Raw genomic sequence first — 14401 nt, forward strand, 5'->3', positions numbered from 1 at the left:
CAGAACGAAAACGGGAGGACCGCTCGACCAGGGTGATCACCGCACCCTCACGATCGGTTACCTCGGCGCTCCCGCAGCCGTCAGACACATGATGAGACGCGATCGAGGAAGGTGACGAGATGACGCGCGAGACGCTGGCAGCGGAGTTCGAGCAGCAGCGTGGGCGGCTCGTGGCGATGGCGCAGCGAGTGCTCGGCTCGCCCGCGGACGCGGAGGACGTCGTGCAGGAGGCGTGGCTGCGACTGGAGCGTCAGGACCCGGCGATGATCGACAACCTCGGGGGCTGGCTGACGACGGTGGTGGGGCGGATCTGCATCGACGTGCTGCGATCACGCAAGGTCCGGCCGGAGGCGGCGTACGACGACGAGCCTCCGGAGCTGGTGGTGAGCGAAGACGCCGGCAGCACGCCCGAGGACGAGGCCCTGCTCGCCGACTCGGTCGGACTGGCGCTGCTGGTCGTGCTCGACACGCTCGGTCCCGCCGAACGACTGGCGTTCGTGCTGCACGATGTGTTCGCGGTGCCGTTCGACGAGATCGGCCAGCTCATCGGCAGGTCCACGGACGCGTCCAAGATGCTCGCCAGCCGCGCGCGACGGAAGGTCCAGGGCGCACCGCCGTCCGCAGAGGTACGTCGGCAGCAGGGTGCCGTCGTCGACGCCTTCCTGGCCGCAGCGCGGACCGGCGACTTCGCGGGGCTGCTCCGGGTGCTCGACCCTGACGTCACCTGGCGCGTGCACACGCCGCGCGGCGTGATCGTCAGGTCGGGCGCCACCGAGGTGGCCGCCAAGGCCCAGCGTGGGATCCACACGAAGGTAGTCGCTCGCCGGGTGCTCGTGAACGGCGAGCCGGGCATCGTCGCGTGGGATCCCAGCGGCAGGGCGCGCAGCGCGATGGCGTGCACCGTCGTCGACGGCCGGATCGTGGAGATGGTGTCCGTCACCGATCCGGAACGGCTCGCGGCGATCGACCTGCCGGCTCCTCCCGCGTAGCTGTTACGTCTGCGACGACCTCCTCGTCACCCAGGTGATAGCCCATCAACGAAGGAGATCGTCGTGGAAGCCCGACTCAACCCGTTCGGCACGGAGCTCGGCCCAAAGTTCGCGAAGTACCTGATCGGCGCCAACCGGGTCCTGACCGATTCGACCCTGCCGATCGCGACGCAGGAGCTCGTGAAGGTCCGTGCCAGCCAGATCAACGGCTGCTCCGGCTGCCTCGACATGCACGTCAAGGAAGCCGTCGTGGCTGGCGAGACCCCGCACCGCCTGGCCCTGGTCGCGGCGTGGCGGGACGCGAACGTCTTCACCGAGGCCGAGCGGGCGGCGCTGGAGCTGGCCGAGCACGGCACCCGTCTCGCTGACGCGGGCGACGGCGACGACGTGTGGGCGAACGCGTCCAAGTACTTCGACGAGGAGCAGCTGCTCGCCCTCGTGTGCGTGATCGCGCTGATCAACGCCTTCAACCGGCTGAACGTCATCACCCGGCAGGTCGGCGGCGACTACGAGCCGGGCCAGCACGGCTGAGCGTGGCAACCTGAGGGCATGGCACGTCTCCTGGTTGTCCACCACTCCCCTACGCCAACGGCGCAAGCGCTGACCGATGCGGTCCTGGCGGGAGCGAACGACGACGCGATCGAGGGTGTGGAGGTCGTCGTACGCCCCGCGCTCGAGGCGACCGTGGAAGACGTGTTGGCCGCCGACGGCTACCTGCTCGGGACCACCGCGAACTTCGGCTACATGAGCGGGGCGCTGAAGCACTTCTTCGACACGGTCTTCCTGCAGGCGGGCGGCTCTCTGTCGGACGACGGCTCGGCATCGACGGCGAGCGGCGGCAAGAAGCCGTACGGGCTCTGGGTGCACGGCCGGTACGACGCGACCGGCGCGGTGCGCTCCGTCCTCTCGATCGTCGGCGCGCTGCCGTGGATCCAGTCGGCCGATGTGCTGACGGTGCTCGGTGACGTCGGCGAGGAGCAGCGCGAGGCGGCGTACGACCTCGGAGGGACGCTCGCGGCCCTGCTGAGCTGAGCAGGGGTTACGATCGCGCGGTCCGGCTACACCGAGGGAGGAACGCGTGCGCTTCGCCATCCTCGCGCTGGCCGCGTGCGCCATCCTGACCGGCTGCGGTGACAGCACTGCCACCTCCACCGCCGACGAGAAGCCACCAGCCGTCGGAGCCTGCCGGGTGCTCACGCCCAAGGACGTCGCCGAACCCGACAACGACACCAAGGCCGTCGAGTGCTCGGAGGAGCACACCGCAGAGACGTACGCCGTCGGGGACCTCCCCGACGAGTACGAGGATGCGGACTACGACGACGAAGGGCTCGGCGCCTGGGCCTACCGGACCTGCTCGAAGGGGTTCCAGGAGTTCCTGGGTGCCGACGACAGCCTCGTGATGCGCACGGTCGTGAGCTGGGCCTGGTTCCGTCCGTCCGAGGATGCCTGGGACGCCGGCGCCCGTTGGTACCGCTGCGACGTCGTCGGAGGCGGCGAGCAGAGCAAGGACTACGTCGAGCTCCCGACCAGCGCCAAGGGACTGCTCCTCGGTCGTCCGAAGGACACCTGGATGGTGTGCGCCGACGGCGCGACCGTCGCCGGGTCGGTCAAGGTGCCGTGCACAGAGCCGCACGACTGGCGCGCGGTCACCACGATCTCGCTCGGCGGCGCGAAGGACGAGTACCCGGGCGACCGCCTGGCCGAGGTGACCACCCGCGACTTCTGCTCGAAGTCGGTCGGCGCCTGGCTCAGCTACCCCATCGACTACGACTTCGGCTACACGTGGTTCCACGAGGCCGAGTGGGACGCCGGCAACCGACGCTCGGTCTGCTGGGCGAAGACGGCAGAGTGAGTTCGGGGACAGTGACCCGCAGGCGCGCACCGCTTGCGCTCGCCGGCACGCTGCTGCTCGCCGGCACGCTGCTGCTCGCCGGCTGCAGCGGCAGCGACGAGCCGGAGACCCCGGAGCCGTCGGCTTCGAGCTCGCCGGCCGGCCCGGGCTCCGGTACGCCGACCCCGGCGGCCGCGCCCGAGCCTCCGCGGGACCGCGCCTGCTACCAGCTCGACTACACCGAGGCCGTCGCACCGACGGTCGAGGTCGCGTCGACTCCCTGCGAGCGGCCGCACACGTCGATGACCTTCGCGGTCGGCCCGCTCGACGCCGTCGTCGACGGGCATCTGCTGGCGGTCGACTCCGAGCGCGTGCGCGGCCAGGTCGCCCGGGCCTGTCCGGAGCGCTTCACCGGCTTCGTGGGCGGTACGACGGAGGACCAGCGCCTCAGCATGCTGCGGCCGGTCTGGTTCACCCCGACCGTCGATGAGTCCGACGCGGGCGCGTCCTGGTACCGGTGCGATGTCGTCGCGCTCGCCGCGGACGAGAGGCTCGCACCGCTCACCGGGCGGCTGCAAGGTGTGCTCGGCCGGGCTGACGGACGCGACCGCTACGCGATGTGCGGCACGGCGGCGCCCGGCACCCCCGGCTTCGAGCGCGTCATCTGCTCGGCCAAGCACTCCTGGCGCGCGGTGGCGACGGTGCCGTTCGACCAAGCCGGCTACCCGGGCGTCGCCAAGGTCCGCGCGGCCGGCGACGAGCCCTGCAAGGACGCCGGCGCGAGCGCTGCCGACGGCGCCCTCGACTACAAGTGGGGCTACGAATGGCCGACCGCCGCGCAGTGGCAGGCCGGCCAGCGCTACGGGCTCTGCTGGGCTCCGGACTGAAGCTCGGCCGCCATCAGCTCCACCAGCTTCTGCAGCCCCTTGAACGGACGCACCATGACCGTGAAGTCGGTCAGCCGGCAGTCGGGTCCCCACGTCAGCATGTCGACGCCGTGGACGGTCAGCCCGTCGAGCACGGCGGTGAACTCCAGCACGGCCGAGTCCTCGCCGTACCACTCACGCACGTACTCGAGCGTCGGGCCGAGGACGACCATCGCGGCTGAGAGGTACGCCGTCGTCAGTGCCTTCCCCGCCTGCGGGGTGTGCACCGCCGGAGAGCGGAAGACGACGTCGTCGGCGAGGAGCTCGGCCAGGCCCGCCGGGTCACGGGACTCGACGACGGCGTGCCAGCCGACGACAGGAGCGGGGCGGGCCATCAGAAGCCCAGCTTGCGCAGCTGCTTGGGGTCGCGCTGCCAGTCCTTGGCGACCTTGACGTGCAGGTCGAGGTAGACGGGCGTGCCGAGGAGCGCCTCGATCTGCTTGCGAGCAGTGGTGCCGATCGTGCGGAGCCGCGCACCCTTGGGACCGATCAGGATCCCCTTCTGGGAGTCGCGCTCGACGTACAGGTTGGCGTAGATGTCGAGCAGCGGCTTGTCCTCGGGGCGGTCCTCGCGCAGCTGCATCTCCTCGACCACCACGGCGACGGAGTGCGGCAGCTCGTCGCGGAGTCCGTCGAGGGCGGCCTCGCGGATCAGCTCGGCGGCGAGGATCTGCTCCGGGGCATCGCTGAGGTCGCCGTCGGGGTAGAGCTGCGGCCCCTCGGGCAGCAGCCCGACCAGCAGGTCCTGGAGGAGGGCGACCTGGTCGCCGGACTTCGCCGAGACCGGGACGATCTCGGCCCACTCGGTGCCGGTCTCCTCGCCGAGCCGCTGGATCGCGAGCAGGTGCTCACCGAGCTGCTCGGACGTCACGAGGTCGGTCTTGGTCGCGATCGCGACCTTCGTCGTGCGCTTGACCTTCGCCATCTCGTTGACGATGAACCGGTCACCGGGCCCCGGCCTCTCATTGGCCGGTAGGCAGACCGCGACGACGTCGACCTCGGCCAGCGTGGTCTTGACGAGGTCGTTGAGCCGTTCACCGAGGAGGGTGCGCGGCCGGTGCAGGCCGGGGGTGTCGACCAGGATCAGCTGGGCGTCCTCGCGGTGCACGATGCCGCGGACGACGGTGCGTGTGGTCTGCGGCTTGTCGGAGGTGATCACGACCTTGCTGCCGACCAGGGCGTTGGTGAGTGTCGACTTGCCGGCGTTGGGGCGGCCGACGAACGACACGAACCCGCTCTTGTGCTCGGTCGGCTGCTCGGTCATTGCGGTTCCCTCGCGTCGTCGTACTCGGCCCAGATCTGCTCGTCAGTCTTGCCTGCCGCCTTGCCCGCCCGCCAGATGGGGCCGGGGTCGACCGCGCGCGGCTGGCGCTGGGCCACCCCACGCCAGTAGCCCATCACGTCGTACGCCGTGCTCGGCAGCTTGCGGTCGCGCATCAGGTGCTTGCGGATCGTCCGCATCTGCGCCGACTCGCCGGCCATCCAGAAGTAGCCGTCGCCCGACGGCCAGTCGATCGACTCGACCGCGTCGGCCAGCTTGCTCTGGCCGTCGCCGGGCGGCTCCAGCCAGGTGACGTCGGTGCCGTCGGGGAAGTACGCGCTCATGTCGTCCGGCACCTCGGCCCAGATCCGCGTCGGCACGTCCACCTCGGAGGCGATCCGCGCCATCGCCGGCATCGCCGTGAGGTCGCCGACCAGCAGCAGCCAGGAAGCGGAAGGCGCCATCAGGAAGGACCCCTTGGGCTCGGTGATCGTGACCGTCTCCCCCACGACGTCACCAGGACCATCGCGGAGTGCCCACTCGGTCACCAGGCCGACGTCGTGAACCACGATGTCAAGGGTCAGCTCGGCGCCGGTCCAGGAGCGCACCGTGTAGTAGCGGCTCTGGAACTGGCCCGGCACCACCAGCCCGACCCACTCGTCGGGGATGCCGGTGCTCTCGAACTCCGCCAGTCCCGGGCCACCCAGCACCAGGCGCACCAGGTGGTCCGAGAGCCGCTCGCGACGGAGCACCTCCGCGTCGTACTGCTGGGCTCTCGTGCTCACCCACCGAGGCTATCGGTCCTCAGAAGCTGTGGCGGAGCGGGTAGCCGCTGGTGCCGCCGGCCTCGGTCTTGGTCGCGAGCACGTGGTGCAGCTGGATCTCATTGCGCTCGAAGCCCAGCCGGGAGCCCGCCATGTAGAGGCCCCACACCCGGGCGGTCCCCTCGCCGACCTCGGCGACGCACGCGTCCCAGTTGTCCACGAGGTTCTGGCACCAGGCGGCGAGCGTCTTGGCGTAGTGGACCCGGATGTTCTCGTGGTGCTGCACCTCGAGGCCGGCGTCCTCGACCGCGGTGACGATCGTGCCCGAGCCGATCAGCTCGCCGTCGGGGAACACGTAGCGGTCGATGAACGCGCCGGTGTCCGTCGACTTGTTGTGCGGCCGGGTGATGCAGTGGTTGAGCATCCGGCCCTGGGGCTTGAGGTGGTCGCGGATCCAACCGAAGTACGCCGGGTAGTTCTTCACGCCGATGTGCTCGGTGAGGCCGATGGACGAGATCGCGTCGAAGCCGGACTCCTCGACCTGCCGGTAGTCCATGAACCGGACCTCGGCGAGGTGATCGAGCCCCTCCTCCTTGATCGCCTGCTGCGCCCAGGACGCCTGCTCGCGCGACAGCGTCACTCCGATCGCCTTGGCGCCGTACTCCCGCGCGGCGTGCCGCACCATGCCGCCCCAGCCGCAGCCGAGGTCGAGCAGTCGCTGGCCCGGCTGGAGCTCGAGCTTGCGGGCGACCAGGTCGTACTTGGCCGCCTGCGCCTCCTCCAGCGTCGCGTCCGCGGTCGGGTAGAGCGCGCAGGTGTAGGTCATCGACGGCCCGAGGACGTACTCGTAGAACGTGTTGGACACGTCGTAGTGGTGGTGGATCACCTCGGCGTCGCGCTGCAGCGAGTGCCGCACGCCCTCGACGGTCCGGCGCCACCGCGGCAGGTGCTCCTGCGGCGGGGGCGACGGCGGCTTCAGGTTGGAGATCCCCAGCGACCGCACGATGGTGAGCAGCTCGGCCGGAGCCGGCCGCCGGAACTTGGTGTGGTTCATCAGCCGCGTCAGGAGAGGGTAGGGGTCACCCGGGTGGACGCCGTTGATGTCGAGGTCGCCCTGCACGTAGGCGCGGGCGAGACCGAGGTCGCCGGGCGCCGTCATGATGTACGACAGCCCGCGCTGGTTGAGCAGGTCCAGATGGATGTCTGCATCGGGCGGGCCCGCCGAGCTCCCGTCGTACGCCGTGAAGCGCACCGGCATCCCGTCCCGCATGAGTGCACCAACGGCCTCGCCGATCGTGTACGTCTTGGTCATCGTCTCTTCACCGCCTTGTCGTACAGGGTGGTCAATCGGTCCTGCGGGTCATAGCGACCCTTCACGACGGCCAGGTTGGCGCCGCCGTACAGCCTGTCGAAGGTCTCGCGGTCGTAGAAGGCCTCGCTGTAGAGCGACTTGTGGCCGTCGAGCTCGAGGACCTGCTGCTCGATCGCGCGGTTGCGCGGTCCGTTGGGGGCGTCCGGGCCGACGTGCACCGTGCCCCAGAAGCCGGCGTTGACGTAGACCTCGCCCGGCTCCAGCGGGTAGGACGCCCACTCCCGCTTGGAGACCAGCGGGCACAGCCACACCGGGCGCATGCCGACCGCGTCGTCGAACCAGTCCAGGAACGCCGGCAGGTTGGCGACCGGCACCTCGATGTCCTGGATCACGCGTTCGCGCAGCGGCCGGCCGGCACGGCGGTCGAGCCGGTCGGCGATGGAGAAGCGCCGGTCGAGCCCGAGCAGCTTCTGGTAGACGTCCGAGCGCCGCCAGCGACGCGGCCAGAACCGCCGGATCCTCGGGTTCTGCGCACCGAACGCCCCCGAGCACCAGAACCAGTCGGTGTCCCAGCGCCACAGGTAGTCGTACGTCGTCAGCAGGTCGGTCGAACGCTGCTGGATGCTCTTGTAGTAGACGTCCTGGCCGACGTAGTCACTGGTCGGGCCGCCCTGCTCGCTCCACGTGGCGAGGGTCAGGTAGTACTCCCCCGGCTCGAACGCGACGCCGTCGAGCCCGTCGACGCGGACGCCGTCGTACGTCTGGGTGTCGACGATCTCGCTGACGGTCTTGGCGAGCAGCTCGGCGTCGTCGAAGCGGACGTGACGCAGCGCGACGTACGCCGGGACGGCCTCGAGCTGGATCCGCAGGCGGGTCGCGTAGCCCAGGGAGCCGTAGGAGTTGGGGAACGCGTCGAACAAGTCGCTGTGCTCGCCGTTGGGGCCAGGCATACAGGTCACGACCTCACCGGCTCCGGTGAAGACGTCCATCTCGAGCACCGACTCGTGCGGCAGGCCGTTGCGGAAGCTGGTCGACTCGATGCCGAGGCCGGTGACCGCACCGCCGAGGGTGATCGTGCGCAGCTGCGGCACGACGTACGGGATCAGGCCGTGCGGCAGCGTCGCGTCGACGAGATCCTCGTAGGTGCACATGCCCTGCACGTCGGCGGTCTTGGCGTCGACGTCGATCGCGATCACGCCGTCGAGCCCGGACACATCCAGCCCTGGTGCATCCGTTGCCGCCCGCGGCCTGAAGAGGTTGGTCGTCTTCTTCGCCAGGCGCACCGGTGCACCGGTCGGGATTGCGGCGTACGACGACCGCAGCCGCTCGACCGCCAGGTCGTGTGCAGGCCAGCCACGCAAACTCACGACACGGGAACTTACTCCTGTCCGATCTCGGATGTGTTTCCGACCCGGATCTAGGTGGAGAGTGTCTCCGGAATCACACCGGCGAACTAGGAGCTGAGTGTCTCCGCGATCATGCCCTTCACGTCGCCGCGGTGCACGACGACGCCGGTGCCCCCGAAGTCGCGGACGGCGGACAGGTCGGCTTCGGCAGCGGCGTCCGACGCTGTCAGCACGACGGCGGCCTCGAGGCCCTTCGACCCGGAGGCCACCGCCATGGCGACGCAGACGCCCAGCGCCGAGACCTGGAGCGAGGGCAGGTCGACGGTGGCAGCCGCATAGGTGCGGCCGTCGGCGTCGCGTACGGCGGCGCCCTCGGCCGCGCCGGTGCGAGCGCGGGTGGCCCGGGCCAGGGTCACCAGCTTCTTGTCCTCAGCCGAAAGCTCACTCATCGTCGTCCTCGTTCGACTCGTCCTCGGTGGCGACGCGTGCGATGAGCACGGTGCCGATGCGGTTGCGGCGGCCGGTCGCGGCCTCGGCCTCGAAGCGCAGCTCGTGGGCCTCGACGACCGACCCCGGGATCGGGACCCGGCCCAGGTGCTTGGCCATCAGGCCGCCGACGCTGTCGACGTCCTCCTCCTCGACGTCGAAGCCGAAGAGCTCGTCGAGGTCGTCGATGGGATAGCGCGAGGACACCCGGACGACGCCGTCGTCGAGGGTCTCGACGTCGACCTCCTCGGCGTCGTACTCGTCGGTGATCTCGCCGACGATCTCCTCGAGGATGTCCTCGATCGTGACCAGGCCGGCGGTGCCGCCGTACTCGTCGACGACGACCGCGATGTGCTGGCGGTTGGCCTGCATCTCGGAGAGCAGCGCGTCGACCGGCTTGGAGTCCGGGACGAAGTGGGCGGGGCGCATCACCTCGTCGATGCGCTGGGTGAACTCCACGTCGGGCGCCTCGAAGTCGCGGCGCACGATGTCCTTGAGGTAGGCGATGCCGACGACGTCGTCGAGGTTCTCGCCGATCACCGGCAGCCGGGAGAAGCCGCTGCGCAGGAAGAGCGAGAGCGTCTGGCGCAGGTTCTTGTAGCGCTCGATGTAGACGACGTCGGTGCGCGGCACCATCACCTCGCGCGCGATCGTGTCGCCGAGCTCGAGGACGTCGTGGATCATCTTGCGCTCGCCGGACTCGATCAGCGACGACGCCTCGGCCATGTCCACCAGCTCGCGAAGCTCGGTCTCCGTGGAGAACGGTCCCTCGCGGAAGCCCTTGCCGGGGGTCAGTGCGTTGCCGACCAGGATCAGCAGCTTGGGCAGCGGGCCGAGGACGGCGGTCACGAAGTAGAGCGGCGCGGCCGACGCGAGCGCGACCCGCTCGGCGTGCTGGCGACCGACGGTGCGCGGGGCGACCCCGATCGCGACGAAGGAGATCACCAGCATCACCGCGATGGTGGTCAGTACGGCGGGCCACCACGCCCCGTCGTACGCCTGGTCGATCGTGAACGCGACGAGCACGATAGCGGAGATCTCGCAGAGCAGACGCAGGAGCAGCGCAGTGTTGAGGTAGCGCGGCGGGTCCTCGAGCAGCGTCACCAGGCGTCGGGCACCGGCGCGCTTGTCGTCGAGCAGCTCCTCGGCGCGGGCCTTGGAGAAGGATCCGAGTGCGGCGTCCGCGGCGGAGAACAGTCCGGCGAGCACGACCAGCGCGGCCGCACCGATCAGCAGCCAGACGTCGGTGCTACTCACCGGCGTTCGGGGTCCGCCAGGCGGCGAGGAGCTCGTCCTGGAGACCGAACATCTCCTTGTGCTCCTCCGGCTCCGCGTGGTCGTAGCCCAGCAGATGCAGGATGCCGTGGACCGTCAGCAGCTCGATCTCTGCCTCGGTGCCGTGGCCGGCGGTCTCCCCCTGCTTGGCGGCGATGTCGGGGCACAGCACCAGGTCGCCGAGCACGCCCTCCTCGGGCTCCTCGTTGACCAGGCCGGGCCGCAGCTCGTCCATCGGGAAGGCCAGCACGTCGGTCGGCCCCTGCTTGTCCATCCACTGCTCGTTGAGCTGCGCGATGGTCGGCTCGTCGACCGCCTTGATGCAGAGCTCGGCCATCGGGTGGACGCGCATCCGGTCCATCACGAAGCGGCTGAGCGCGGCGAGCCGCGTGACGTCGAGCTCGCGGCCCGACTCGTTGAGGACCTCGATGGTCAACTGCGTGCTCCTGGCCGGTTGGCCTGCAACAGCTCGATCCGGGCGTCGTGGTCGTCGTACGCCGCGACGATCCTGCCGACGAGCTTGTGGCGTACGACGTCCTGCGCGGTGAGCCGGTTGAACGAGATGTCGTCGACCGTCTCGAGGATCTCCTCGACGGCGCGCAGGCCCGACTTCTGCCCGTTCGGCAGGTCGGTCTGCGTGACGTCACCGGTGACCACGATCTTGGAGCCGAACCCGAGTCGGGTCAGGAACATCTTCATCTGCTCGGGCGTGGTGTTCTGAGCCTCGTCGAGGATGATGAAGGCGTCGTTGAGCGAGCGACCACGCAGGAACGCCAGCGGCGCGACCTCGATCGTCCCGGCCGCCATCAGCTTGGGGATCAGCTCGGGGTCGAGCATGTCGTGGAGGGCGTCGTACAGCGGCCGGAGGTAGGGGTCGATCTTCTCCGTCAGCGTGCCGGGCAGGAACCCCAGCCGCTCGCCGGCCTCGACCGCCGGGCGGCTCAGGATGATCCGGGTGATCTGCTTGGACTGCAGTGCCTGGACCGCCTTCGCGACGGCGAGGTAGGTCTTGCCGGTGCCGGCGGGCCCGATGCCGAAGGTGATGGTGTGCTTGTCGATCGAGTCGACGTAGCGCTTCTGGTTGAGCGTCTTCGGACGGATCGAGCGGCCGCGGTTGCTCAGGATGTTGAGGCTGAGCACGTCGGCCGGACGCTCGGTGGTCTCGGCGCGGAGCATGCTGTGCACGCGCTCGACCGTCTCGTTGGTCAGGCCCTGGCCGGTGCGGATGATCGTGACCAGCTCTTCGAGCAGGCGCTCGGCGAGGGCCACCTCGCCGGGGTCACCCACCATCGAGACCCGGTTGCCGCGGACGTGGATCTCCGCGTCGAACGCGCCCTCGATGATCCCGAGGAACTCGTCGCCAGGGCCGAGCAGGCTGACCATGTTGATGCTGTTGGGTACGACGACCGTGTGCTTGGTCGTGGGTGTGTCAGTCATGAGGCCCCTACGGGCGCCCTTCGTGTCGGTGGTTGAGGCGCTTCCATGCTACGGGAGCGGCATCGCCCGGCCCAGCGAGTTGCGGCGTACGGTTGCTCCATGGTGGCCGAGAAGGATCTCGACGAGGTCTGGGACGACGAGCCCGACCCGTCCGAGGACGCGCCGCCGTACTGGTTCCCCGGTCTGCACCTGCCCGAGGACGCTCGCCAGATGGGGTTGACGCATCACGTGCCCGAGGGCGCGATCCTGGACTTCGCGGGACGCCTGGACTCCACCAAGGCCGGCCACCGGATCACCGCCTGGGTGCTGCTGGTGGTCTTCGGGATGCCCGTGGTGCTGGCCGTGCTGCGGCTGATCTACGCGTTCTGATCTGCGTGTTCTGACTGGGCGTCGGCGACCCCGCCGGAACCCAGCCGTCGTGACGGGCAGCGGCGACGGCCGCGAGCTGCGACGTGACCCCGAGCTTCGACAGGATCGACTTGATCTGGGTCCGCACCGTCACCTCCGACAGGCACCACGACCGTGCGATCTCGGGGGCGGTCGCGCCGCTCATGAGCTCGATGAGGACCTCGCGCTCGCGCGCCGTCAGCGTGGACAGCCTCTGCCGCCCGACCGCGTGCGAGTCCTTTGCGTTCTGCGCCACGGCCATCAGGCGCCGTGCGTGGGCGATGTCCATGACCGGCTGCCGCGCGAGGGCATGTCGCAGGGCCACGACGATCGGTGCGAGACCGCCGGACTTGCACAACGCGCCGACCGCGCCCCGTCGTAGGCACTCGCCGAGGAAGACCTCGTCGTCTCCTCGGTTGGTCAGCACGATGACCTGGAGCTTCTGCGCGACGAGGGCCTCGACGAGGGCGGCGCAGTCGACGTAGGGCCCCAGGTCGCAGTCCATGAACACGACGCTCGGTCGCGCCTTGAGCACCTCCGCGGCTATCGAACGGGTCGATGACCCGACACTCACGACGACAGCCCGCGCGTCGACGGCACCGCCGAGCGCGAGTCCGAAGGTCTCGGCAACCAAGACCATCTGCTCGACGACGACGACGCGCGCCATCGGGCCGGTCACGACGACACCTCGTTCTGCCACAGCGTGCTGCTCATCATGCAAACCCCCCGGTTATGGTCGGGACGCTATCCCCAACCGCCCTCCGAGGGGAGTCTTTTCGCCAGGTATCTCTAGTCGAAGGCGACTTGGAGCATGCCGAGACACATCTCGTCCGTGGTGCCTTCGGCCCAGACGACGTACGTGTCAGGGATGTCCTCGAACGCCGGCAGCACGTCGCGCAGCCACTGCACGTGCTTGCAGGTGACCTTGACCTTGTCGTACTGGTCGAGGTGGATCGGGTCGATCGGCTTGGTCCCCTGGTTGTCGAAGTCCCAGATCGGGATGTCGAGGATCGTCTTCGCGTCCGGAGTGCCCGGGTTGGCTTCGATCCTCAGCTGCCGGCCGAGCAGGTGCATGTGACCGGCGGCGCCCAGGATCGTCATCGGCTTGTTGATGTTGCGGGTGCAGCTGGTGGTGTTGGACGCCTTCGCCTCGGTGCCGCAGAGCAGGTGCAACAGGCTGTTGGTGTTGCCAGCGCTGCCGAAGCGCTGCATCACGTCCTTGACGGCCGCGTCGCGGTCGCACAGGGGCGAGTCGTCGTGGTCGGGCCGGCACGGCATCTCCACCGGGGCCGGCATCAGGAAGGTGTGCAGCGCGTCGAGGTCGCGGTTGCCCGCCATCCAGCGCAGCTGGGTGCTGGAGACATCCGGCGCCGCGTCCTTGAGCAGGTTGTAGTGCACCTGCATCACGATCCGCGAGCCTGCCGCCAGGCGTACGCCGTACCCGTCGCGGACCTTGGTCTCGTCGCCACCAGGTGCCCACGCGGCGAGCCAGTTGGCATCGTCGACGTTGGAGAACTCCCCCGCCAGGCCGGTGCCGCCGAAACAGGTCCAGCCCTCGTCGGCGGACTGCGCGTCCTTCTGCTCCGCCTCCTGCACTTGCGCGGGGTCGACCCGGAAGAGGATCACGTGGTGTACGACGTCGGGGTTGCCGGGCAGCACGTTGCTGCCCGTCAGCCAGACGTCCTTGTCCAGCTGGGGATCGAGCAGGAAGCAGCGGTAGTCGTCGGTGCCCTTGCCGGTCGGCGCGGACGGCGTGTAGTCGGTCTGCATCTGGAGGTTCATCCGGTGCTCGCCGGCGCGCAGCGGCAGCTGCTTGCCGGGCTTGATCCGGGCGAGCTGGCTGGCTTGCACCTCCGGCGGGTCGGGTGGGTCGAGCAGCTGGCCGGGCGAGCCGGCCCGGCGGTTGTCGTCCTCCTGGACGCAGCCGGCGAGCGAGACCACGACGACGAGGGCCGCGGCGATGGCGGCGAGACGCCTCGCGGTGCCGTTCAGTCTGCCGGTCATCCGGGCGGCCAGCCGAACGGGCGTCCGGCGAGCAGGTGCAGGTGGGTGTGGAACACGGACTGCCCGGCTCCCGCGCCGGTGTTGAACACCAGGCGGTAGTCGTCGTACCCCTCGGCAGTCGCGACGGCGGCGGCCGTGGTCACCAGCTCGGCCGAGGCGACCGGGTCGCCGGCCGCGAGCTCGGCGGCGTTGGCGTAGTGGTCCTTCGGCACGATCAGCACGTGCGTCGGCGCCTGCGCGTTGAGGTCGCGGAACGCGACCGTGCGCTCGGTGGTGTGCACGATCTCGGCCGGGATCTCTCCCGCGACGATCTTGCAGAACAGGCAGTCCACATTTCCTCCCGCTGCGCAGTAAACCACCGGACGTCCTCACGCGTCCCACTA

General features: G+C 69.6%; 18 protein-coding genes. 6 read left to right on the forward strand and 12 right to left on the reverse strand.

From position 1 onward, the window contains the following. Positions 1 to 119: 119 nt before the first annotated feature. The 5 genes from ABEA33_RS20775 (at position 120) to ABEA33_RS20795 (ending at position 3707) form a co-directional block, all read left to right on the forward strand. On the forward strand, positions 120 to 989 hold the full coding sequence (locus tag ABEA33_RS20775) for a sigma-70 family RNA polymerase sigma factor (protein ID WP_345528893.1): 870 nt from the start codon (positions 120 to 122) through the stop codon (positions 987 to 989). Between the two features lie 63 nt (positions 990 to 1052). Next, positions 1053 to 1520, forward strand: a complete 468-nt coding sequence (locus ABEA33_RS20780; RefSeq protein WP_345528894.1) for a carboxymuconolactone decarboxylase family protein — start codon at positions 1053 to 1055, stop codon at positions 1518 to 1520. 18 nt (positions 1521 to 1538) lie between these two features. After that, entirely contained in the window at positions 1539 to 2021 is a 483-nt protein-coding gene (locus ABEA33_RS20785; protein ID WP_345528896.1) for a flavodoxin family protein, read from the forward strand. A gap of 46 nt (positions 2022 to 2067) precedes the next feature. Then, positions 2068 to 2841, forward strand: coding sequence for a septum formation family protein (locus ABEA33_RS20790; protein WP_345528897.1), 774 nt, complete (start codon positions 2068 to 2070; stop codon positions 2839 to 2841). Then, positions 2838 to 3707, forward strand: a complete 870-nt coding sequence (locus tag ABEA33_RS20795) for a septum formation family protein (protein ID WP_345528899.1) — start codon at positions 2838 to 2840, stop codon at positions 3705 to 3707. Before ABEA33_RS20790 ends, ABEA33_RS20795 begins: the two co-directional genes overlap by 4 nt. Here the strand turns inward: ABEA33_RS20795 and ABEA33_RS20800 are convergent. The 9 genes from ABEA33_RS20800 to ABEA33_RS20840 form a co-directional block, all read right to left on the reverse strand. Next, a complete protein-coding gene (locus ABEA33_RS20800; RefSeq protein ID WP_345528901.1) occupies positions 3680 to 4081 on the reverse strand; it encodes a nuclear transport factor 2 family protein in 402 nt (133 codons plus the stop codon). The genes ABEA33_RS20795 and ABEA33_RS20800 overlap by 28 nt on opposite strands. Next, positions 4081 to 5010, reverse strand: a complete 930-nt coding sequence (gene era / locus ABEA33_RS20805; RefSeq protein WP_345528903.1) for a GTPase Era — start codon at positions 5008 to 5010, stop codon at positions 4081 to 4083. The genes ABEA33_RS20800 and era overlap by 1 nt, the downstream gene beginning before the upstream one ends. Then, the gene (locus ABEA33_RS20810; protein ID WP_345528905.1) at positions 5007 to 5792 is read right to left on the reverse strand and encodes a siderophore-interacting protein; all 786 of its coding nucleotides are present in this window, start codon (positions 5790 to 5792) and stop codon (positions 5007 to 5009) included. Before ABEA33_RS20810 ends, era begins: the two co-directional genes overlap by 4 nt. Positions 5793 to 5811: 19 nt before the next feature. Further along, complete coding sequence (locus ABEA33_RS20815; RefSeq protein ID WP_345528907.1) at positions 5812 to 7083, reverse strand: class I SAM-dependent methyltransferase; 1272 nt, start codon at positions 7081 to 7083, stop codon at positions 5812 to 5814. After that, positions 7080 to 8450 (reverse strand): FAD-binding oxidoreductase, encoded by a 1371-nt coding sequence (locus tag ABEA33_RS20820; RefSeq protein WP_345528909.1) that lies wholly within the window; start codon positions 8448 to 8450, stop codon positions 7080 to 7082. The genes ABEA33_RS20815 and ABEA33_RS20820 overlap by 4 nt, the downstream gene beginning before the upstream one ends. A gap of 86 nt (positions 8451 to 8536) precedes the next feature. Continuing rightward, the gene (locus ABEA33_RS20825) at positions 8537 to 8878 is read right to left on the reverse strand and encodes a cytidine/deoxycytidylate deaminase family protein (RefSeq protein WP_345528911.1); all 342 of its coding nucleotides are present in this window, start codon (positions 8876 to 8878) and stop codon (positions 8537 to 8539) included. Then, on the reverse strand, positions 8871 to 10172 hold the full coding sequence (locus tag ABEA33_RS20830) for a hemolysin family protein (protein ID WP_345528913.1): 1302 nt from the start codon (positions 10170 to 10172) through the stop codon (positions 8871 to 8873). Before ABEA33_RS20830 ends, ABEA33_RS20825 begins: the two co-directional genes overlap by 8 nt. Then, the gene (gene ybeY, locus ABEA33_RS20835) at positions 10165 to 10626 is read right to left on the reverse strand and encodes an rRNA maturation RNase YbeY (protein ID WP_345528914.1); all 462 of its coding nucleotides are present in this window, start codon (positions 10624 to 10626) and stop codon (positions 10165 to 10167) included. Before ybeY ends, ABEA33_RS20830 begins: the two co-directional genes overlap by 8 nt. Beyond that, on the reverse strand, positions 10623 to 11627 hold the full coding sequence (locus ABEA33_RS20840; protein ID WP_345528915.1) for a PhoH family protein: 1005 nt from the start codon (positions 11625 to 11627) through the stop codon (positions 10623 to 10625). Before ABEA33_RS20840 ends, ybeY begins: the two co-directional genes overlap by 4 nt. Positions 11628 to 11726: 99 nt before the next feature. Here ABEA33_RS20840 and ABEA33_RS20845 point away from each other — a divergent pair, with 99 nt between their 5' ends. Continuing rightward, a complete protein-coding gene (locus tag ABEA33_RS20845; protein ID WP_345528916.1) occupies positions 11727 to 11996 on the forward strand; it encodes a hypothetical protein in 270 nt (89 codons plus the stop codon). Here ABEA33_RS20845 and ABEA33_RS20850 read toward each other — a convergent pair. The 3 genes from ABEA33_RS20850 to ABEA33_RS20860 form a co-directional block, all read right to left on the reverse strand. Then, positions 11920 to 12714 carry a helix-turn-helix transcriptional regulator gene (locus tag ABEA33_RS20850; protein WP_345528917.1) on the reverse strand — a complete coding sequence of 265 codons (795 nt, stop codon included), beginning with the start codon at positions 12712 to 12714 and terminating at the stop codon, positions 11920 to 11922. The genes ABEA33_RS20845 and ABEA33_RS20850 overlap by 77 nt on opposite strands. Before the next feature lie 89 nt (positions 12715 to 12803). After that, positions 12804 to 14018, reverse strand: coding sequence for a hypothetical protein (locus ABEA33_RS20855; protein ID WP_345528919.1), 1215 nt, complete (start codon positions 14016 to 14018; stop codon positions 12804 to 12806). After that, complete coding sequence (locus tag ABEA33_RS20860; protein ID WP_345528920.1) at positions 14015 to 14350, reverse strand: HIT domain-containing protein; 336 nt, start codon at positions 14348 to 14350, stop codon at positions 14015 to 14017. The genes ABEA33_RS20855 and ABEA33_RS20860 overlap by 4 nt, the downstream gene beginning before the upstream one ends. Positions 14351 to 14401 lie beyond the last annotated feature (51 nt).

The organism is Nocardioides endophyticus (assembly GCF_039543845.1).
Lineage (GTDB): Bacteria > Actinomycetota > Actinomycetes > Propionibacteriales > Nocardioidaceae > Nocardioides > Nocardioides endophyticus.